Here is a 22146-nt window from a genome sequence, read left to right as displayed (position 1 = left end):
CCTTAATTAGCTCATAGGGGTAAAGTATAATTATTAAAGACGAAATTATTATTACCATGAATCGATTAACATTATTAATGGCTTTATGCCTTGGCTTTTTCTTGTGCATCTCGTGTGAAAAGGAAGAAACTTCAACACCTAATGGACCCATTGGCGATCCGAAAATCGCTTCCATTCTCGATTTAAGAGAGTTGGCTTTAGATGGTAAAAATACCATTACCGAAAACTATGTTATAACAGCTGTAGTTACACTTTCTCCTGAAAACGGACAGATAGAACAGCCGTCTTTTATTATTCAAGATGGAACATCGGGCTTAACGGTTAATGTAAACTCAAATCACAACTATAAGGTGGGGCAAAAAGTAGAGATTTATGCTCATGCTGGTAATATAGATAAAACAACTGTTGGTAATATGGAGTTATCGCTTACTGCTGATAGCAAGATTACTGTTATTGAAGAAAATGCAGAACTTCCAGAACCAATTGAGCTAAGTATTGAAGTTTTATTAGCAGGTGGTCACGAGGATGAGCGTATTGTTATAAAAAATGTTCAATTCGAAGCCGAAGAAGGAACCTATTCGGATGGAAATCATAGAATTATTTCGTGCGATAACCAAGCAATAGCAAGCGTGTATGTGCGAGACGAAGCGTCTTTTGCCGATGAAAGTATTCCGCTTGGTAATGGTTCGTTTATTGGTATTGCTGTTAAACGAATGGTACCACAAATATTAGTGTCTGCATCGGACTTATTAAATGATATGGATGGCAACAGATGTGATGTTGAAGAAGGTCTTGAAGATGGCGATGGATCATTAGATGCACCATACAACGTTAAACAAGTTTTACTGAGTGATATGGATGGTTCTACCCAATGGGTGCATGGTTACATTGTTGGTGCGGCAATTAACTCGCCAATGACACCTGATGATCCAACAAGTTATAGCTTTGCGGTTCCATACGGTAAAAATACCAATATACTTATCTCCGATCGTCCTGATGAAACTGACATTACCAGATGTATACCTGTTGAGTTAACAACTAGTTTCCGCCCGCTTATAAGTATTGAAGATAATCCGGAGTTTAAAAATAAAAAGATTACGGTTGAGGCAGATCTTATTCGATACTATCAGGTGAACGGATTAAAAGCTTTAAAACAATATACCTTTACCGAAGAAACGATTGTTCTTAATAGCACCAAAATGAATTTTGGTCAGGTTGATGATAATGAAGTAAGTGAAGCGCAAGCCATCACAATCATTCCATACCAAATAAATGGTGATATCACCATAACGGCACCAACTCAATTCGAAGTTTCCTTATCAGCTGATAATGGATACGAGACCTCAGTATCTTTTGCAGCTACAACTGATGAGCGCACAACCGCTTATTTCCGCTTTGCTCCTGATGGAAGCATCCAAGGAGATGTTGAACTTGATTTTGAAATAGCAGGTGGCGACCAAATTCGTTTGGTTGAGGCTTATGGTTTTGCAGGCGATGGAGATCCAAAAGGATCAGAGAATAATCCATACTCAGTAGCAGAGGTTAGAGATAACCAAGGTATTGGATACGCTTGGGGCGAAGGTTATATTGTTGGTATTCCTGACGATGGACCTGTTTACTATTGGGAGCCTGTTAATGGCGAATGGTTGCACACTAAGGGATTAATTTTGGCTGCAAGTCCTAGCGAAAGAGATCCTGCAAATGTGATATTAATTCGTTTAACAGGTGATACAGATACCGATATTAGAGACGAAGTGAATCTAAAAGATAACCCATCGCTTTACGGCAGAAAAATTAAGTTTGGGGGATCAATAAACACTTACTACGGTATACCTGGAATCATTGAGATTGACGGTTATTCATTGGTAGACTAATTAGGTTCAAAATATAAATTCAAGGGTTGCGATTATCGTAACCCTTTTTAGTATTTAAACAAAAATGAAAGTACATTATATACTAATCATAGTATTGACTTTAGTTCAAACTATTTCAGCACAAACCATAAATCCGCTTATTATTGCGCATCGCGGAGCATCCGGTGATGCACCTGAAAATACGGTAGCCTCAGCCAATTTAGCTTGGGAATACAATGCCGATGCTGTTGAAATAGATATTTATTTGAGCAAAGATCAAAAAGTAATGGTGCATCACGATGCCAGTACCAAACGAATTTGTAATAAAGATTTAATCATCAAAAAAACAGGATCTAAACAATTACGAAAACTCGATGCGGGTTCGTTTAAAGATGATAAATACAGCGGCGAAAAGATTCCATTCCTCAGTGAGGTAATTGAAACAGTACCTGTAGGTAAGAAATTAGTAGTAGAAATAAAATCGGGTATCAATGTGGTCGATCAAATGGCCAAGGTAATTGAAGCATCGGGTAAATTGGACCAAATGATATTTATATCCTTTCACTTTGATGCCATTGTAAAAGCCAAGCAGTTATTTCCTAATAACAAAAGCTTTTTTCTAATTCATAGTTTATCCGATGATTATGCAAACTTGTTTCAAAAGGTAAAGGACAATAAGCTTGATGGGGTTGATTTAAACTACAAATTAATTGATGAAACGGTTATGCAAACAGCCCAGAATATGGATTTAGAGTTACATTGTTACACCGTTAATGATGCCGCAATAGCAAAAGATTTAGCAAAGCTTGGCGTACATAGTATAACTACCGATTTTCCTAAAAAGATGACTCAGGCGATCGCCATGAAGTCCGAATTTAGCACAAAATAGATAGTAAGATTAACTTAGTATTAAGCGGATACTTCTTCTGAAAAAATCAGAAGTGAAGTATCCGCTTTTTTAATGCACACATTTACTGAATACTATGCTTATTAATTGGCATTGCGAGGCATTAACAAATTGTTAAATGCACATTTGCGTGTAAGAGATTGTGCCTTTTCGGTCTCTATACTATGTGCACAATAAACAAGGACAATAGCGATAAAGCTCAGTTCGGATACAGAAACAAAGAGAAAGAAATCTAAAAGGAAAAATGAAAATTTTAAAACAATTACAACAAAGTTTACGGTTAAGGAAAATACAAGGTGCGTTTTCTTTATTTGTTGCTTTAATGATAACATCAACTGCAGCGGCTAATATTAAGATTGAGCACAATCAGTCTTTATCATTGGCACAATTTATTCAAGTGATTGAGGGTGCTGAGGAATATTTTTTTTCCTATTCAAGCGATATTGAAACATACTTAAACGAACATATTATAATTGAAGAGGGTGTTTATGATATTTCGGATGTAACCGAAATTATTGAAGAAAAAGTACATCTTAATTGCGATATCATCGGACAATCAATAATTCTATCAGAGCCAGATAAAGGCACTGTTATAGTAAAAGGAACAGTATACGAGGCTTCAACCATGGAATCTTTACCAGGTGTAATGGTAGCTGCCATAAACGGAACAACCGGAACAGTTACCGATTTTAATGGTGAATTCTCATTATCTGTAAATGCCAATGATTCTTTACTGTTTTCTTTTATTGGTTTTGTTAATCAAACAGTAAAAATAAATACAGCTAGCAATTACCAAATATATCTCGAAGACGAAGTTCACGGCCTTAACGAGGTTGTGGTAACCGCCTTGGGTATTACTAAAGAGCAAAAGAAAATTGGCCATGCCATTACAAAAATTGATAATGAATTAATACAACAAGGTGGTAGTACCGATATGGCCACAGTGCTATCGGGTAAAGTTCCGGGTATGCAGGTGAATACTGCAGCATCAGGCCCTGGCGGATCATCCAGAATTGTATTAAGAGGGGAAGCTTCCTTAAGTTTAAACAATAACGAAGCACTTATTGTGGTAGATGGTGTTCCCATTAATAATACCATGACGGGTAATGGTGGTAGCGCTTATTTAGGAGGTACACAGCCTGTGGATTATGGTAATGGATTATCGGATATTAATCCTGATGATGTGGAAAGTATTTCGGTATTAAAAGGTCCTAATGCTGCTGCTTTATATGGATCAAGAGCTGCAAATGGGGTTGTTTTAATCACCACAAAAATGGGGAGCAAAGGAAAAGGTATTCAGGTGGCTGTTAATAGTAGCTATATGATTGAATCGCCCAACCGTAATCTTGATAAGCAGTTTGAGTACGGTAGCGGAAAGCGTGCTTATCACGATTACTATTCGTACGGATCGAGTCCGTATGGTGCAAACACAGCATCTAGTCACACATGGGGACCTGCCTACGATGGCCAGTATTATTATCAGTACGATTCGCCACGTAATATTGATGGTTCTTACCTAGAACCAACGGAGTGGAAGTCGTATGGCGATCCGCAGGATATGTTTTACCACAATGGTTATACACTTAAAAATAACGTAACTATTTCGAGTGGTGATGATGAAAATAATTTTAGAGGAAGTATTACGCATACTAAAAATGAGTGGATTATGCCCAATACAGGGCAGGAGCAGTTAACCATCAGTTTAAATACCAAGCAAACTTTATCCGAGAAGAGTTCGGTTTCTTTAATTACTAACTATTACCACCGCCAAAGCGATAATTTACCAACCGGAGGTTACAATAAACAGTCTGTTCCTTATGCCATTCTTTGGTCGCAAAGTAACGAGGATTTAAATTGGTATAGAGATTATTGGGCAGAAGGTGAAGAAGGTCGCAAACAAAAAGATTTACCTAACGATACCTCTGATAATCCTTATTTTATTGCCTACGAACATTTAAACGAATCAACCAGAGATAGAATTTTATCAAACGTTAAGTTCGATCATAAATTTTCTGATCATTTACGATTCTTTGCACGTACGGGTGTCGATTTCTCTGCTGAAGAGCGTTATACAAAACGACCGTGGGATACCAGAAATCACTTGCAGGGGATGTATCAAGAACAAAAAGTGAATCGTTTAGAGAATAATACAGATTTCTTATTCTCTTCAGACTTTACCAGCGGTGATTTCGATTTTGGCGTAAGCTTAGGGGGTAGTTATATGTACCAAAAGTACTCTAATATTAGAGCTACGGCTGAGTTTTTGCGTACGCCGGGCATCTATAACTTAGATAACTCATTGGAACGCCCAATTGCTTACAGTTACCGAAGCGAAAAAGCGGTAGGTTCGGTATACGGAATGGCAAACATGGGTTATAAAAACTTTTTGTTTGTTGATGTAACTGCCCGTAACGACTGGTCAAGTACTTTAGCTGTTGGCAATAACTCCTATTTTTATCCATCCTTATCAACTAGTTTAATCATGTCTGATGCTGTGGATTGGTTTAGCGATACTGCATTAACGTTTTGGAAAATCAGAGGATCTATAGCTAAGGTTGGTAACGATACAAAGCCATACCAATTAGAGAATTATTATGCCAATCACGCTCTGGATGGCAGTTATACCAACCCCAATACCTTATTAAATAAAGACCTTAAACCTGAGATAACTAACTCTTACGAAATAGGTACTGATATTGGATTCTTTAACAATAGAATTAACCTCGACCTAACTTGGTATGTGGCCAATACGCATAATCAAATTGTATCTATGCCTGTTGATAATGCTTCTGGTTTTAATGCTGTTATTATGAATGGTGGCCACATCCGAAACAAAGGTTTCGAAACGGTTTTAAATATAAAAGCCATCAACAAGCGAAACTTTACTTGGAAATTATCTAAAAACTGGTCAACAAACTCAGGTGAGGTGGTTGAATTGGTTCCGGGAGTTATTGATAATTATGTGATGGGATCGCATATTGCCAATAGAGTTTCCATTGAAGCCCGACCAGGTGAGCCATTGGGTAATATTTACGGATTGGGTTATGCACGTGATAATGATGGCAACATTATTTTTAAAGATGGTTTGGCCGAAAAAACCGACGAGCGTATTTTATTGGGTAATATCTTCCCTGATTTTAGAGGTGGTATCCACAACGAATTCCGATATAAGAATGTAACTCTTGGCTTTCAGTTCGATTATCAAGTAGGCGGACAGGCATACTCATTAACGCATTCTGTTTTATCTTATACAGGTCGCCATGTTAATACATTAGAAGGCAGGGGCGAAGAAGGAATTATTGGTCAAGGTGTTCGATTAGATGAGGCAACAGGTCAATATGTACCAAACGATGAGGCTGTGGGAGCTGCTTATTATTACAACTCAATGTACGAGCGCGATCAGGTTGAGGGGAATATATTTGATACCAGTTACCTAAAGTTAAGAGAGCTTAGGGTACAATACACCTTGCCATCAAGATGGTTAAATAAAAGTTACTTGAGTAGAGCATCGGTATCGTTCTTAGCCAATAACTTATTTATTTGGACCGACTTCCCGGGTTACGATCCAGAGGCGGCTACTTTATCCGATGGAGCAATTACTCCAGGGGTTGAAACAGGCGGTTTTCCATCAACCAGAAGTTATGGTGTAAGCGTTAATCTAACCTTTTAATACAGCATCCTTTTAAATAATGAAATATTCAATAAAACAGTTCGTTAGGGCTAATTCACAAAAAATATATCATATAGAAATGAAAAAATATATGAAACAACTATTCGTTTTATGTTGTCTTTTACCTTTGTTAAGCGGCTGCTTCGACTTTGAGGAAATAAACGACAATCCCAATAATATTAAGGATGTAGATCCGGGTGGTTTATTGGGGGCAGCAATTTACGATGGTGTTCATCGTAATTTATACAACTCGCACAGGTTTGGTATGTACTTGGGGCAGCAAGTCACCAATACATCGCTTATTAACGAAATACATCGATATGTTATTTCGCCTGCTGAGTCCAATCGTATTTACGATTACTTATATCGTATTTTAAACGATGTTGAGGATATTATTAACAATTCAAAAGAGAATAATTATCCAAATTATGAAGCAGCAGGGTACGTACTTAAGGCTTGGATGTTCTCAATATTGACTGACACTTTTGGCGATGTTCCTTATTCGGAGGCCCTAAAGGGAAAGGATAAAGATTTTATGCCCAAGTTTGATACGCAAGAGGCTATTTATACCGACTTATTAAAAAATCTCGATTATGCCTCAACCTTATTTGATGAGGCTAACGGTTTCCAGTTTGGAGGCGATTATTTATACAATGGCGATGTGGTAAAGTGGCAGAAGTTCTGTAATTCTTTGCGTATAAAATTATTGATGCGATGTTCTAAGCGTTCAGAAATAAATGCACCAGAAAGAATCGCTTTGATTTATCAAAACGAACCACTTTTTAGTTCATATGAGGATGGTGCTGTTTTGCATTATACTGGCGACGGGGCTTTTCGTAACCCATTTACCACATCCAATAGCGATAATTTTGAAGCACGCTTAGCTGCATCAACCACATTTATTGATGTGATGAATTATAATCTTGATCCGCGCCGTTATGCCTATTTTACTGATGTAAGTGGTGAGTTTAATGGTCTTCCTTCAGGTGTTGATCCTGAGGAAGTGAGTTCTCACCCACGCTTGGCTCGTTTACGTCCTGAGTTTAGAGACCCGCAATGCAAAGGCAGCATTTTAACCCATGCCGAGTTGGAATTCTTTTTGGCCGAAGCGGCTTTAAAGGGTTGGATTAGTGCTTCGGCCGAAACGCACTATGAGGCAGGTATTCGTTCGTCAATGAAATATTGGGGCGTAACAGATAGCGATACTGAGCAATTCCTTCTTCGCGAGAAAGTAATATTTGATGGTACTTTATATCAAATATTTGAGCAAAAATGGATCGACTCCTATTTTAATGGCATGGAAACATGGATTGAATACAGACGCAACCGCATGCCTGAGTTTAATTTCACTGGCCATATGGGAAATGGCGGACAAACGCCAACACGTTTTATTTATCCTACATACCTACAAAGTTTAAATGCTGATAATTACGAAGAAGCCGTTGAACGCATTGGTGGCGATAATATGCAAACCGTTTGTTGGTGGGAAAAATAATCATTAACAGCATCCTTACACAGAATTATAAAAGATGAAAAATATTATAGCAATAGTATTATTTGTTTGTGTTGCTTTTACGAGCTGCACTAATAAAATAAGTACCTATCAAACACAGTTTATATTTAATGATGCCCAAACTATTCTAGAAGGTAAGGGCGATAGAGTAATTTTTAACAGCTTTATGCAGCTCTTGAATCAAACCCCTGTGGGAGCTGATGTTTATATCTCTATTTATATGTTTGATGATGTGGAATTAGCACATGCCATAAATAATGCCAAGCATCGTGGGGTTAATGTGCACATTCAGGTGGATCAAAGCCGAGAATCAAGTTTAGAGTGTAATCAAGAGGTTATTTCTATCCTAAATAAAGAGTTTAGTGATTTTACGGTGCTTAATAATGCTACTAAAAGTTCTATAAATCACAATAAGTTTGCGTTGTTTTCAGAGATAAGTAAGGATGGGCACAATTATCAAAATATTGTGTTTCAAACCTCGTCTAATTTTATGGATGAGAGTACCTATAAGTTTCAAGATGCTCAGGTATTTCAAAGCGAGATTTTATATGGTGCTTATCGCGATTATTTTAAAAAGATTAATGCCTTTTCAAAGTCGGGTTCTATGCTCGATTTTGAATATTACACAGCTACTGATTCAGCATTAAACCTAAGCGTTCAGTTTTATCCTAAACGTAGCAAAGGAAAAAACCATAAAGGCGATTGTTTAATTGATATTATGGATCAGATAGATTTGGATAACGAGGGCGAATTGCTTGTAAATATGTCTGCATGGACAGGTACGCGCAAATCTATTTTTAGCAAATTAAAAGAAATAGCTGCTTCAGATATTGAACTAACCGTAATTACTAAAAGCTCAAATTCAAAGGTTGTTTTAGAGCAATTGGCTTTGGTTGAGCAAGCTGGAGCGAATGTAATTATACTTGATTATTATGGTACACCAAAGCAAAATACCCATATGAAGGTGCTTACATTTAAAGGTGCTATTAATAATAAACCAGCTTGTTTTGTGGTAAGTGGAACGCATAATATTACCAATAATGCGCTACGTTATAACAATGAAACACTGTTGTATTTTACAGATGCAATGGTATACGACATCTATAATAAGTTTCATACAGACTTATTAAAAAACTATCATAATTTATAATGCGTATTAAAAGTAGCTGTGGTATTACTATCCTTATGGGCATCTCTTTACTGTTTTACTTTATGGCCTTATCATGTTCTGATCAGTTACATGATAACCAATCGGGATGCATTTGCCCTGATGATGAAAATGAAGAAGCGACGCCTAAATATGCCAATAAATTTATTTTTAATAATCCGCAAACCATTTTTAACGGCAAAAGTGATAGAATAATATTTGATCAGTTTCTTTATTTGCTCGATGCCGCTCCAAAAGCTTCAGATGTATACGTATCTATTTACATGTTCGATGATCATTATTTGGCGCGAGCTTTAAATAAAACCAAAGCTCGTGGAGTAAATGTGCATTTACAAGTTGACCAAAGTCGTTCGTCAAGCATCAATAGTAATAAAGAAGTTATAGAAATATTGAAGGAAGAATTTGACGATTTTATTGTGATTAACAATGCCAGTACAACATCTATAAATCACAATAAATTTGCAGTTTTTTCATCAATAGAAGAAGGGGGAGTAGTTTACGAAAACATAATTTTTCAGACCTCATCAAATTTTATGGATGAAAGTACTTATAAGTTTCAGGACGCTCAGGTGTTTCAAAGCCAAGAATTAGCAAAGGCTTATACAACATTCTTTAATTCCATTGATAGTTTTAATAATGCAGGTTCGATGCTTAATTTTGAGTATGTAATACAAAAGGATTCTCTATTGGATTTAAGGGTTCAATTTTACCCCAAACGTTCAAATGGTATTGAATATGGGGGCGATTGTTTTGTGCAAATAATGGATGAAATCGATTTAAACGAGGAGGGCCATTTATTGATCAACATGTCAGCATGGACTGATACTAGATCTAACATATTTAATAAGTTACTTGAGCTTGCTCAGTCAAAGGTAGATTTAACTGTAATTACAAAAAACTCAAATCATAATTCAGTATTAAGTGCTTTAGATGCGTTAAGAAAAGATGGGGCTGAGGTAATTATTCTAGATCAATATGGTAGTCCTAAGCAAAATACGCATATGAAAGTAATGACTTTTACAGGAACTATAAATCATATGCCAGCAACTTTTGTAGTAACAGGAACACATAATTTAACTACAAATGCTTTGCGCTACAATAACGAAACACTATTGTATTTTAATGACGAAGGTGTTTTTAAAAGGTATGATGCTTTTCACAAGCAGTTCTTAACTATTTATCAAAATTTATAATTTACAAAACATAGCAAAATGAATATATTTAAGCAATCAATAATAGGTTTCACTTGTTTTATCAGTTTGTTTTTTTCCTCATGTGAAAAAGAAGTGAGCATTGAGTTGGAATATGAAACTCCCATTAACATCACCGTACCAAAGGCTATTTTTAATAATCCAAATACCATTGCCAACCAAGAAAAAGATAGGGTTATTTTTAACACCATAATTGATTTAATTAATGCGGTACCTACTGGCGAGGAAATCTACTTTTCGGTTTATTTAATAGATACCCACGAAATTGCAGATGCCTTAATAGATGCCGATGAAAGAGGTGTGAAAGTTAATTTGATGATTGATTTTTCGGTTGATGAAAGTACAATTACCAATAAGGTGGTGCATGCCAAATTAATTCAGCATTTCGATTCGGGTATTACCGTTGTCAATAATGTTACTAGTAGCTCTATAAATCACAATAAATACGTGGCTTTATCTGCTATAACTACAGCATCGGGTATTATAAATAATGTGGTTTTGCAAACCTCGTCTAATATGCACGATGGAGCTACTGCTAAGTTACAAGATGCGCTTGTTATAAGCGACGAAACCATTTACCAAGGGTACGCAAGCTACCATCAGGATGTAATGCAACTTTGTTACGATGCCGATCTTACCAATTATCGTTACCGTGAGGTGCAATCGAATACCTATGAAGCCGCTTTTTTTCCACGCAGAAAAGGAGGTAGCATTATGGTTGGGGACAATTATATGGAAGCCTTGGATAAAATTACACATCCAGAAAGTGCAGTGGTTAGTGTAGGTATGTCGTTATGGACAGCCAATAGAATGAATGTTATTGAACGCCTTGAAGAGTTGGCTATTGCTGGCGCGAGTATAAAAATAATTACAAAAACAGGTAACGATGCTGCCGTTAATAATGCATTGCTGGCACTTGAGAAATATGGAGTAGAAGTGAAGATCTTTAAAACGTCTGAAATTAATATCCACTCAAAGTATATGCTTATTAAAACCAACGACTGGGAGTATACTTTAACAGGATCAGGTAATCTTACCCAAAATGCACTAAGCAATAATAACGAGGCAATTATTACTACACACAACACTGATATTTATAAGGCTTATATAGCAAATTTTAATCAGTTGTGGCAATTGTAATAACTCAAGCACTTAAAACAAAAAATATATGGCAATTGTCGATATCTTTTATAGTTTCGGCAATTGTTTTTTTACCATTCAATAATAATTGAACCTTATCTCAATAAATTGCCTTTATGAAAACGCCGAATAGCTCCACATCAGCAACGAATGATGAAATATCTGAAGAATTTAATAAACTCATTAATAGAATTGATAAGTATGAAGATGACTTGTTAAGCAAGCCACAAAACAAACCTAACATAATGCGATACCTTGCTTCAGCAGCGGCAAGTGTGGTATTGTTACTGGGTGTCTACTTTTATATTTCTACAACCGAAACTACTTTAAAGATCGCCAATGGAGAAACTCAGGAGCTTATTTTACCTGATGGATCATCAGTTATTTTAAATGGCGGATCGCAGTTTACCTACAAGCGCTGGTTTTCAAACAATAGAGAAGTTACCTTAAAAGGCGAGGCTTTTTTTGATGTGGTGAAAAATGAAGGTAAAACGTTTACGGTACAAACCGAGCAATTTAAGGTTGTGGTTTTGGGTACTAGCTTTAATGTTAAAGCATATGAGGGAATTGCAGAGCAGGTATCTTTAAAATCGGGTAAAGTTCGAGTAGAATTAGAAAATAATCAATCAACTTATCAACTTTCTCCTGGTGAACGTTTGGTATTTAATAACAATCAAGCTAGTGTTGTTGAGTATGATAAAGCACAAACGGCACTGTGGCGCGATGGAATTATAGAATTCAATAACGCTACTCCTTTTGAGGTAATACAGATAATACAGCGCGAATTTAATGTGCAACTAAATGCCGATGCGAACCTAAACGCAAGTTTATTTACAGCGAAGTTTAAGAAAACAGATGTCAACGATCTAATTAAAGTGTGGACAAAAACCTGCGATCTTAAATATAATCCAGCAGATATGCGAATCTCTAAATAATAAGATTTTAATACTGGTTTGTTTCCTAAAGAACGTATGTAACTATATGATATAATCACTATAAATACTTCTCAAATACCAAACAGTAATGTCTGGCTCTATTTTAATTGGGGTATAATTAACTTAAATTATAGTTTTCAGAGTGTGAACTTACTCTCTTAGGCATAGTAATTGCCTATAGCAGCTCGATACTGGGCATGCATGTGTTATAAAATTGTCTTATTTTTGAATAAGGTGCTTTAAAATACTATTCGCCCCTAATTTGCACACTACTATACACAAACATCATGAAGCTAAAGTTACTTCTAAGCGCACTGCTAATTTTTGCTATTTCAGCACAATCTCAAATAAAAGATTCAACACATATACAAAATCATCAAGACCAACAATATCCGGGTTTAGGAAAAGCGGCATCTAGTATCTTCTTTTCCGAAAAGCCATGGTCAGTTAGTGGCTTTGGCGAGGTAAACGGTGTAAACTATAACTATTCTCCTATGAAAGAATCCTTAGGAGATATGGAGTTGTATTACACTAGCTTGTATCGATTGGCTACTTTTTTCGGTTACCGATTTTCTGATAAAATTATTTTCAACTCAGAAATTCAAGTGGAGTATTTGACTGATGGAATGGAAGGTCATACAGAGTTTAATTTTGAGTTATTCTTAGATTTTCGTTTGCATCAGGCCTTAAATTTAAGAGTTGGTTTTCAGCCTATATCCATAGGGTATATAAATAGTAACGACGAGCCTTTATTGTTTTATTCAGTAAACAGACCTGAGGTGGAGCGCTTAATTATTCCAACTACTTGGATAGAATTGGGTGTTGGTGCTTACGGACAAATAGCTCCTAAATTAAATTACTTTGTAAATGTTGTAACCAGTTTAGATGCTTCTGAATTTAGGAGTGCTACTTGGGTGCGAAATGGTAGAGAAGCCTTTGATTATAGCTCGTTTGCTGTTTCTCCTCAGTTAATTTATTCACCACGAAATGATTTAGATTTAAGTGTATCAGGATATTTTGGAAGCGTGGGATCTTACGATTATGAACATGGAGGTAGAGATTTAACCAATCAGTCGCAATTGTCACTTTACTCAGCTTATGCTCGTTATACACCTGCCAACTTCCGATTTTTAGCTGTTGGTGCCTTGGGTAATTTAAGCGATACAGAGGGGATATACGAAATTACCAAACAAAAGCATGGCGAAGGTCAGGTGTTGGGCCAGCAGGTATATGGTGGTTACCTTGAAGCCGGGGTTGATATCCTACATTGGTTATGGTCAAACCGTTCTGAAAGTAAAAGTTTTGTACACAATAATAAGGATATGAAACTGCCTATTTTTGTTAGAGTGGAGCATTTAAATACCCATGGAAAAGTAGCAGAGTCCTTACAAGGCTACGATCGCGTTCAGCGTAATATGAATATTTTAGCCGTTGGAGCAAACTACAATTTGTCAGAGCATTTGGTTTTAAAAATGAATTACCAATTCCGCCAAGATTTAACTCCCGAGCAATATTCTATTCCATCGGGCAATCAGTTTGAATTTGGTTTAGGATTTGAGTTTTAAACCGATTTAATTTGATTCAGTCTTTCAAAGAATAATTCAGTAGAAAGCGACGATCTATTTTGAGCCTTTGTTTTATAAGTGTATATGGTATTTATCGATACGCCTAAAACTTGGCTCATGGTTTCATTTTCAATTATTCCTAATCGGATAATGGCCAATATTCGAAGCTCGGTATTTAATATCTGACCGGGCTTAAGGGTATACTTTTTATCAGCATCCAACATTTTATCTACCTCTTCAATAAAGCTTGGGAACAGGCTTAAGAATATCTCATCGAAATTATGAAATAGCTGATCACGTTCCTTCTTAGGAGAAATACTTCGTAATATCGATTTAAGGTTTTGAGTATTGTTACTCACCAAAACAGTATTGAGCGATTTAGAAATCGTTTCTAATTTGTTAATGTAAGTAGAGCTGGTGTTAAAGAAGTGTCCAATATATTTTTCTTTAATTTTATTGACTTCTTGCAATTCGGTATTCAGCTGTTTGAGTTCTTTATTCTGATTATTTATTACAGCCCATATTTTTTGCAAATCAAAAAGTTGGCGGTAAACAATCATCAATAATACAATAACAACAAAAGCTACCACAGCTAAAACCCATAAAATTCGTGTAGCCTTTTCTTTTGATTTTTCGGTAGCTAATAAGGTGGCTCCTTCAATCTTTGGCAATACTTCACTTACTTGTAATAAACGCTGTTTAGAACCGAAGAATAATGCATCTTCTTTCGCTTTAAGTATATACCTATACGCACGTTCTAAGTCGTTGTGATTATAGAAATAATTGGCCAATACTATTAAAGATATGGCTTCTTTTGTAGCAGTTTGCACATCTGCAATTACCGATTTTATAAGGTGGTCTCTACCTTCATTTGTATTGCCTTGCTCAATATTAATAAAGCCTAGGCATGAGTGAATCATTGCTTCATCGTGCAATGTTGTATGGTAGTTTTTAAGCGTGTAATTGTAATAATAGGCAGCAGAATCTAATTGGTATTCGGCTAAAAAACGAATTGCCTTTGTCATTACAGGCTTGGTAGTTTCACTTTGTTTATATTTAAGTAACGAGTCTACATTACTGCGAGCCATTTTACGGTAGGATGGAGCGTAATACTCATCATTTATATAATCGGCTAAATCGTAATAAGCACGAACTTTGTAGCCATAATAATCTTGTAACTGTTCGTTTTTTAAATGAGAAGTAATTACACTATTCAGCGTATCAATGGCTTCTTTATGTAATCCAACAGAAACCAGTAAATGGCCAAATTTACTTTTAGTGTATGCTATGGCATTGGCATTATTAATTTGGTAAGCCAAATCAATAGCTTGTTTTGAATAATTAAAAGCGGAGTCAAATTTATAACGAGCATATTCATCTGCAATCTGAAGCAATATTTGATAACGTTCCCAACCTTTACCAAGTGTATTTATTTTTTCAACCTCAAGTTTTAAAGAGTCTAATTTAGCTTCCTTTTTGAGGGAGTATTCTTTTTTATTTGAAAGAACAAGATCTAACTCATTTAATAATTCTGAGTTTTGAGATAATAGGTTAAGACTAAAAAAAATACTTAATAAGGTAAAAATATACTTCATTGTTAATGCTCTGTTTCACCACCAAAGATATAATAGTTGTAAAGAAACTGTTAATATTTTATCCTTTTGTTTTAGTGTATTTTTAATAAATTGATTTGCAAAGTTTATTGAACTAGCAGAATTATTTCATGTCAAACTTAGTATTGACTTCTCCTTAAAAATCCTCAGAATAATTCAACAAATTAAATTTTAGGTAGTTTTAAATAGCTTACATAATTATTTTGTACATGTTTTCAAGGTAAGTGTCTATTGAAAATTTATTTAAGTAGCTTTTACGAGAATTGGTTCGCATTTGTTCATATTCATCACCAGAGACTGATAATATCCTTTCAAATAACTTAGTGAGTTCATTATCAGATAATCCATCAAATAAAATACCATTTTCATTATCACTTACTATTTCAGGAATTCCGCCTCTGGTATTTCCAATTACAGGAGTGCCATTCATTAAGCTTTCTAAACCAACAGTGGGAAGGTTATCTATTTTAGAAGGAATAATTGTGAAGTGACCTGATTGAAGGTATTTATCGATATCCGTGTAATTTACTAGTCCGAGGTATTTAATACTAGGGTTATTTAATTCCGAAAAATAAGTACTTAAAGATCCTTTGCCTCCAATGTTAATTTGCACTAAGTTAGATAGCTTAGGGTCAGCAATAACAAAGTCAACAACTTCTTTCAGTCCTTTACTTTCATCTATTCTACCCAGATAATTGATTATTATTGGTTTTGATATTGATTTATTTGAGCTGACAGAGTTTTTATAGCGATCAGGAATTCCATTATTGCAAACTATTTCTTCTGGCCTAAGAAAGGGGCTCGTGCAAAAGGTTTTTCTAAAATCTTTTTTTGCGTATTTAGAAACCGGAATTAAATGTGTTGTAAATAGCCTATACATTAGGCTATTTCTCATTTTGTTGATGTGAGATTTAATTGTGATTTTATCATCAATGGCAATTTGCTCCGACAAAGTATGGTAGTAGGCCATTCTTTTTTTTGTGCGGGATAAGAAGCCGGAGAGCATTACCCACTGCACGGCAGAAAAATGTGCTATTGAGATATCTGGTTTATATTTAAAGTGAAGCTTTAATGACAGTAACAAACTTTTAATTCCATTTGGTCTCTTATCGGGCCAATTAAAAACTTTAACACCGTACTCATCAACAAATGGCGGGTCTTTTTTGTGTGATAGAAAAATGACTTGATGCCCATCCTTAGCAAGCTTAATGGCAAGAGCTTTTGACATGGCTGCAAAAGAATTGTCGGAATATTTATGCGCTATTAATACCGTTTTCATCTTTTATCGTTTACGGATATTTGCAATTCCCAATCAAGCTTATACCTCTATCATATCGGAGGATCAAAATTAGTTGCTAGTCTAAGTTTTATTAATGCAATGTAACTCACCAGATTTATCGCAAGTGTTATCCTATGTTATTTATTGTGTGATACTTTTCGGTGTCGCAATTACAATATACAAAGATGAACTAGCAATTGAGTTCGTTTTTTTATGAACGGGCTTTATTTTTCGATCTTAATATGTGCATCAACCACGAAGATACCATCTTCATTAGCAATAAGTGGGTTTAAATCCATTTCTACAATTTCAGTGGAGAAACGTAACATTGTAGATATACGTACAATGATATCAGCAAAATGATCAATATTAATGCCTTTATTGCCTCTAAATCCCTGAAGGATTGGATAGGCTTTAAGTTCACGCAGCATTTCTAATACTTCTTGTTTACAGAAAGGAGCCAAACCACTAGTGATGTCTTTTAATATCTCAACATATATACCGCCTAAGCCAATCATCATAATATGACCAAATTTGGGTTCGTATTTGGCGCCCACAAAAAGTTCTATTCCATCAAGCATAGGCTGCAAAATAACGCCTTCTGCATTTTCTATTTTTGAAAGACGATTGTATTGTTCTTTTAATTCGGCTTCGGATTTAATGTTAAGTGCTATGCCATCAATTTCTGTTTTATGAGCGAAACCCATTACTTTTGCGGCAATAGGAAAATTCAATTCCTTATTAATATTTTTTAGGTCAGCTTCTGATTGAATTATTTGATAGGGAACGCTTTCTACCCCAGCATAATTAAGTAGTTTATTGCAATTATCGGCATCTAAAATCCCAGAAGAGGTATTTGAAATCAACTTTTTGATTGAAGGAATATTTACCCCTTTCATTTCGATTCCTTTATACTTTACTTCTGATGTAGGATATACTTTAGTTAGCGCTGAAGCCAATATTACTTCATCAAAAAAGCATACATTTCCTTTCGATGTGAAATAGCCAATCGCTTCTTTTGCATTTTCAACGGATGGCAGCACAGCAAAAATGGGTTTTGAGCACTTACGCATTTTGTTATGTATTACTTCGTAAACATTTTCGACATCAAATAGACCCGAACTCCCAAAAACAATACATATGGCATCAATATTATCAAATTTGTATTGGCAATAGTCAATAATCTCGCTCAATTGTTCTGCCGTTCCTGTTGCTAAAAAGTCAATAGGGTTTTTTACACTCGACCCAGCAAATAGTTTAGTTTTGAGATCATCGGCATCTTCACCTAAAAGCTGCGGTACTTCAATACCACCATTACTAAGTGTATCTGTTAACATTACAGCAGGGCCACCTGCGTGGGTTATTATAGTCATACGGTTACCAACTAATTCAGGAGATGCAAATATTGCCGCCATTGTAGCAAGTTCTAATCGGCTATGGCAACGAATAATCCCGGCCTTTTTAAATAAAGTATCTACTGCAATATCGGAGGAAGCCATTGCTCCGGTATGACTCTCTGCTGCTCTTTTACCAGCGTCTGAGGTACCTGATTTAATGGCCGCTATTTTGCATCCTTTCTGAACTAAAGAACTCGCATGTTTTAAAAGTTTGTCGGGTTTCTTTATATCCTCAATGTAAATAAGTTTACTTTTTGAGCTTGTTTCTTCGTTAAAGGTTTCATCTAAATACTCTAAAACATCCTCAACGCAAGTCTGTGGTGCATTGCCCACCGAGAATATATTGTTGAAACTTAATCCCATACTAGTACCTGTTTCAATAATAAAAACGGCAGTGCCTCCAGAGCTACTAATAAAATCGGCCCCTTGTGGATTTAGTTTAGGAATGGGTGTTGTAAAATAAGATTGATGATTATTAGTGATTACTCCAGTGCAATTTGGGCCAATTAAGCAGCCATTAACGTTATTAATAGTATCCGTAATTTCTTTTTCGTAGCCTGCACCGGTCGCACTTTCTTCGCTAAAGCCAGCTGATATGATGATAAAAGCACGCGTGTTATTATTTTTAACTAGTTTTTTAACAGCTTCGGGACAAAACTTTGCGGCTATGGCTATAACTGCTAAATCAATTTCTTCGTTGATATCCTTAATTTGCTGATGCACTTTTACGCCTTGTATATTTTCAGCCTTGGGGTTAACCACAAAAACTTCGCCTCGATATCGCTCCAAAATATGATGTAAAATCTTACCGCCGGGTTTTTGTAAGTTTTCCGATCCGCCTATTATAGCTATACTTTTGGGGTTTATCAACTGCTCGTTAATCATAATCTATATCTTAAATCTATCTGATTAAAAATGCCATTTATCCCTTAGTATTACAATGAATTATATCAGTGATAATCATCAGTATTTGTTATGAATTAGAATACTTAGTCCGCTTTTGTTAACTTTGCCGCTCACAAAATTTCAATAACTTCAACTCATCAATAATTGGTAAGGTTAAGAAGTAATAAAGTGTTTTTTAATAATTAGGATTTTGAGTAATAATATCAACAATATTTTAAAAGGCGACTTAGGTGTTAGAGAGTTGGCATACCTACTACAGCTAAAAGGAGCGGATCAAAAGCTGCTTTTTAGCAAAGCCCAAGAAGTTCAGTTAGCCAATGTGGGGCGTAAAGTCTTTTATAGGGGCCTAGTGGAGTTTTCAAATGTATGTGCAAAAGATTGTTTTTATTGCGGCATACGAAAAGGAAATAAAGAGATTGATCGATACAATATAGAAGATGAGCATATTGTTAATGCCGCAAAATTTGCGTGGGAAAACAAATATTCATCTATGGTTTTGCAAGCAGGAGAACGTAATGATAGTGCTTTTATTGATAGAGTTACAAAGCTGTTAAAGACTATTAAATACGAAACAAATAATGAGTTAGGTATTACAATTTCCTTGGGCGAGCAAACTGCAGGTACCTATAAAAAATGGTTTGATAGCGGAGCACACCGTTACTTACTTAGAATTGAAACTTCATCGCCAGTCTTGTATAAGCAATTGCATCCTGACAATCAAATGCATGATTATACTAAGCGCGTGTCTTGTTTAGATAGCTTACGAAATGTAGGTTATCAGGTAGGAACTGGTGTTATGATTGGCCTTCCGTGGCAAACGTATGAAGATTTAGCTAGGGATTTACTATTTATGAAAGAGCGTGATATTGATATGTGTGGAATGGGCCCTTACATTGAACATGAAGATACTCCACTGTACGCTCAAAAAGAAATGTTATGGCCCATTGAAGAGCGTTTTAATACTTCATTAAATATGATTGCTTTGTTACGCATTTTAATGAAGGATATTAATATTGCTGCCACTACAGCTTTGCAGGCTATTGATCCTATGGGGCGCGAGAAAGCCTTAAAGATTGGTGCAAATGTTATAATGCCTAATATAACCCCTACAACGCATCGTAAAGATTATCAGCTTTATCAGAATAAACCATGTACTGATGAAGGTGCTGAAGATTGTGGTAACTGTATGAGTATTAGAATTGAGATGGCAGATAGGGAGCCTGGACTTGGAGAGTGGGGTGATTCACCTCATTTTCAAAATAGAACTACTCCATTAAAATGAGTTCGACACCTATTTATTTAACCCGATTATATTTATAGGACTTTGTACTAAACTAAACGCTATTTTTCTTGTTTAATCCCCAAGTAAGCAAACAAAAATTAAAAGTAAAATCCTACATTTGGCTTGGCCTATGCGCTTATTAAGTCAATGAAAAATAGAAGCAAATGAAGATACCTAGCAATCATATACTTGTTATATTCGGGGCATCCGGAGATTTAACAAACCGAAAATTAGTACCAGCAGTGTTCGATCTTTTCGAGCAGAATTTAGTGCCTGATAATTTTGCAATTTTGGGCCTTGGACGTACCCAAATGAGTGATGCTGATTTTCGGATTAAAATGAAGGAGGGTATTCAGGAGTTTGCCAGTAAACACAATCATGATTCAACTGCAGACGATATAGATGCTTTTGTGCAAAAACTATATTACTACGCTTTTAATACTAAAGAGGAGAGTGAATATGCTGGATTTAAGGAGCGTTTACTTTCGTTAGATGCGAAGTTAAATACAGGAAATAATTTTATATTTTATTTGGCAACACCGCCTAGTATGTATACAGTTATTCCTTGCAATTTGGCAAAAGAAGGCTTAGCTGATGAGGAGAATGGCTTTAAGCGTTTAATAGTTGAAAAGCCTTTTGGTTACGATTTAGAAACTGCAAAATCTTTAAACAAAGATTTGTTAAAGAATTTTCAAGAAGATCAAATTTATAGAATCGATCATTACTTAGGAAAAGAGACGGTTCAGAATTTATTAGTAACGCGTTTTTCAAATGGTATTTTCGAACCTTTATGGAATCGTAATTACGTAAGTCATGTTGAAATTACTTCATCAGAGAGTATAGGTGTAGGAAATAGAGGTGGTTATTACGAAGGATCAGGTGCTTTGCGCGATATGGTTCAAAACCACCTATTGCTGTTAGCCGGCCTAGTAGGCATGGAGCCGCCAGCAGTAATAACATCAAATGGTATTCGTAACGAAATAGCCAAAGTAATGCAATCTTTACGCCCGATAAAAGAGGAAGAGGTTGAAAATTATGTGATACGCGGTCAATATGTTGATTCTACAATTAAAGGAGTTGCTACAAAAGGATATCGTGAGGAGCAAGGAGTAAATCCAGAATCGCGTACAGAAACTTATGTGGCGATGAAGTTTTTTATCGACAATATGCGTTGGGCTGATGTTCCTTTTTATATACGAACAGGAAAAATGCTTCCTACTCGTGTTACCGAAGTTGTAATTCACTTTAAACCTTCACCACATCGTTTATTTGCTGATAAGTCAGGCATGCAGCACAATCATAACCAGTTAGTAATTCGCATTCAGCCTGATGAAGGATTGTTAATGAAATTTGGTATGAAAACTCCAGGTGCAGGGTTTAATTCGCAAACTGTTAATATGGATTTTCATTATTCAGATTTAGCAGATGCATACCTACCAAGCGCGTATGAACGTTTATTACACGATTGTATGTTGGGCGATTCCACTTTATATTCTCGAGGAGACGTGGTGGAAGCGGCATGGGAATTTGTAAAGCCAATTCAAGAGGCCTGGAAGAAAAATAATAATATCCCGGTTCATGGTTATCCAGCAGGTACATGGGGACCTGATGTGGCCGATGATTTAATTGAAGATAAAAGGCAAACTTGGCGTTACCCATGTAAAAATTTGGCTAACGATGGAAACTATTGCGAACTTTAAAACCACT

Annotated in this window: 14 protein-coding genes; 11 read left to right on the top strand and 3 right to left on the bottom strand. The window is 35.8% G+C overall.

What is annotated here, in order from left to right:
* Nucleotides 1-56: 56 nt before the first annotated feature.
* From QMO11_RS16375 to QMO11_RS16335, 9 genes are all read left to right on the top strand, one after another.
* The gene (locus tag QMO11_RS16375) at nucleotides 57-1874 is read left to right on the top strand and encodes a DUF6359 domain-containing protein (protein ID WP_282038412.1); all 1818 of its coding nucleotides are present in this window, start codon (nucleotides 57-59) and stop codon (nucleotides 1872-1874) included.
* Between the two features lie 64 nt (nucleotides 1875-1938).
* Nucleotides 1939-2742, top strand: a complete 804-nt coding sequence (locus QMO11_RS16370; RefSeq protein WP_282038411.1) for a glycerophosphodiester phosphodiesterase — start codon at nucleotides 1939-1941, stop codon at nucleotides 2740-2742.
* A gap of 340 nt (nucleotides 2743-3082) precedes the next feature.
* Nucleotides 3083-6430 (top strand): SusC/RagA family TonB-linked outer membrane protein, encoded by a 3348-nt coding sequence (locus tag QMO11_RS16365; protein WP_282038409.1) that lies wholly within the window; start codon nucleotides 3083-3085, stop codon nucleotides 6428-6430.
* A gap of 91 nt (nucleotides 6431-6521) precedes the next feature.
* Nucleotides 6522-7925 carry a SusD/RagB family nutrient-binding outer membrane lipoprotein gene (locus QMO11_RS16360; RefSeq protein WP_282038408.1) on the top strand — a complete coding sequence of 468 codons (1404 nt, stop codon included), beginning with the start codon at nucleotides 6522-6524 and terminating at the stop codon, nucleotides 7923-7925.
* Nucleotides 7926-7959: 34 nt separating this feature from the next.
* Nucleotides 7960-9093 carry a phospholipase D-like domain-containing protein gene (locus QMO11_RS16355; protein ID WP_282038406.1) on the top strand — a complete coding sequence of 378 codons (1134 nt, stop codon included), beginning with the start codon at nucleotides 7960-7962 and terminating at the stop codon, nucleotides 9091-9093.
* On the top strand, nucleotides 9093-10304 hold the full coding sequence (locus tag QMO11_RS16350) for a phospholipase D-like domain-containing protein (RefSeq protein ID WP_282038404.1): 1212 nt from the start codon (nucleotides 9093-9095) through the stop codon (nucleotides 10302-10304). The genes QMO11_RS16355 and QMO11_RS16350 overlap by 1 nt, the downstream gene beginning before the upstream one ends.
* 18 nt (nucleotides 10305-10322) lie before the next feature.
* The gene (locus QMO11_RS16345) at nucleotides 10323-11462 is read left to right on the top strand and encodes a phospholipase D-like domain-containing protein (protein ID WP_282038402.1); all 1140 of its coding nucleotides are present in this window, start codon (nucleotides 10323-10325) and stop codon (nucleotides 11460-11462) included.
* Nucleotides 11463-11578: 116 nt separating this feature from the next.
* Nucleotides 11579-12397, top strand: a complete 819-nt coding sequence (locus tag QMO11_RS16340; protein WP_282038401.1) for a FecR family protein — start codon at nucleotides 11579-11581, stop codon at nucleotides 12395-12397.
* A gap of 287 nt (nucleotides 12398-12684) precedes the next feature.
* Entirely contained in the window at nucleotides 12685-13962 is a 1278-nt protein-coding gene (locus QMO11_RS16335; RefSeq protein ID WP_282038400.1) for a hypothetical protein, read from the top strand.
* Here the strand turns inward: QMO11_RS16335 and QMO11_RS16330 are convergent.
* The 3 genes from QMO11_RS16330 to QMO11_RS16320 all read right to left on the bottom strand — a co-directional run bounded on the left by QMO11_RS16330 (nucleotide 13959) and on the right by QMO11_RS16320 (nucleotide 19136).
* A complete protein-coding gene (locus QMO11_RS16330; protein ID WP_282038399.1) occupies nucleotides 13959-15557 on the bottom strand; it encodes a DUF6377 domain-containing protein in 1599 nt (532 codons plus the stop codon). The two genes, QMO11_RS16335 and QMO11_RS16330, sit on opposite strands and share 4 nt — an antisense overlap.
* Before the next feature lie 208 nt (nucleotides 15558-15765).
* Nucleotides 15766-16854, bottom strand: a complete 1089-nt coding sequence (locus QMO11_RS16325; protein ID WP_282038397.1) for a glycosyltransferase family 4 protein — start codon at nucleotides 16852-16854, stop codon at nucleotides 15766-15768.
* Between the two features lie 224 nt (nucleotides 16855-17078).
* Nucleotides 17079-19136 (bottom strand): acetate--CoA ligase family protein, encoded by a 2058-nt coding sequence (locus tag QMO11_RS16320; RefSeq protein ID WP_282038395.1) that lies wholly within the window; start codon nucleotides 19134-19136, stop codon nucleotides 17079-17081.
* Nucleotides 19137-19347: 211 nt separating this feature from the next.
* On the opposite strand from QMO11_RS16320, the gene hydE reads away from it, so the two are divergent.
* Entirely contained in the window at nucleotides 19348-20439 is a 1092-nt protein-coding gene (hydE, locus tag QMO11_RS16315) for a [FeFe] hydrogenase H-cluster radical SAM maturase HydE (RefSeq protein ID WP_282038393.1), read from the top strand.
* Nucleotides 20440-20603: 164 nt separating this feature from the next.
* Nucleotides 20604-22139: a glucose-6-phosphate dehydrogenase gene (gene zwf, locus QMO11_RS16310; RefSeq protein ID WP_282038391.1), complete on the top strand. Its 1536-nt coding sequence runs from the start codon at nucleotides 20604-20606 to the stop codon at nucleotides 22137-22139.
* The last annotated feature ends 7 nt before the right edge of the window (nucleotides 22140-22146 follow it).

Origin of the sequence: Saccharicrinis aurantiacus, from assembly GCF_947489045.1 — a bacterium.
Lineage (GTDB): Bacteria > Bacteroidota > Bacteroidia > Bacteroidales > Marinilabiliaceae > Saccharicrinis > Saccharicrinis aurantiacus.
This window is presented reverse-complemented; position numbering and strand designations above follow the sequence as displayed.

Bases quoted from the DNA above. Each gene is read 5' to 3' on its own strand.
- QMO11_RS16375 (WP_282038412.1), top strand. From the start codon at position 57: ATGAATCGATTAACATTATTAATGGCTTTATGCCTTGGCTTTTTCTTG.
- QMO11_RS16370 (WP_282038411.1), top strand. From the start codon at position 1,939: ATGAAAGTACATTATATACTAATCATAGTATTGACTTTAGTTCAAACT.
- QMO11_RS16365 (WP_282038409.1), top strand. From the start codon at position 3,083: ATGATAACATCAACTGCAGCGGCTAATATTAAGATTGAGCACAATCAG.
- QMO11_RS16360 (WP_282038408.1), top strand. From the start codon at position 6,522: ATGAAACAACTATTCGTTTTATGTTGTCTTTTACCTTTGTTAAGCGGC.
- QMO11_RS16355 (WP_282038406.1), top strand. From the start codon at position 7,960: ATGAAAAATATTATAGCAATAGTATTATTTGTTTGTGTTGCTTTTACG.
- QMO11_RS16350 (WP_282038404.1), top strand. From the start codon at position 9,093: ATGCGTATTAAAAGTAGCTGTGGTATTACTATCCTTATGGGCATCTCT.
- QMO11_RS16345 (WP_282038402.1), top strand. From the start codon at position 10,323: ATGAATATATTTAAGCAATCAATAATAGGTTTCACTTGTTTTATCAGT.
- QMO11_RS16340 (WP_282038401.1), top strand. From the start codon at position 11,579: ATGAAAACGCCGAATAGCTCCACATCAGCAACGAATGATGAAATATCT.
- QMO11_RS16335 (WP_282038400.1), top strand. From the start codon at position 12,685: ATGAAGCTAAAGTTACTTCTAAGCGCACTGCTAATTTTTGCTATTTCA.
- QMO11_RS16330 (WP_282038399.1), bottom strand. From the start codon at position 15,557: ATGAAGTATATTTTTACCTTATTAAGTATTTTTTTTAGTCTTAACCTA.
- QMO11_RS16325 (WP_282038397.1), bottom strand. From the start codon at position 16,854: ATGAAAACGGTATTAATAGCGCATAAATATTCCGACAATTCTTTTGCA.
- QMO11_RS16320 (WP_282038395.1), bottom strand. From the start codon at position 19,136: ATGATTAACGAGCAGTTGATAAACCCCAAAAGTATAGCTATAATAGGC.
- zwf (WP_282038391.1), top strand. From the start codon at position 20,604: ATGAAGATACCTAGCAATCATATACTTGTTATATTCGGGGCATCCGGA.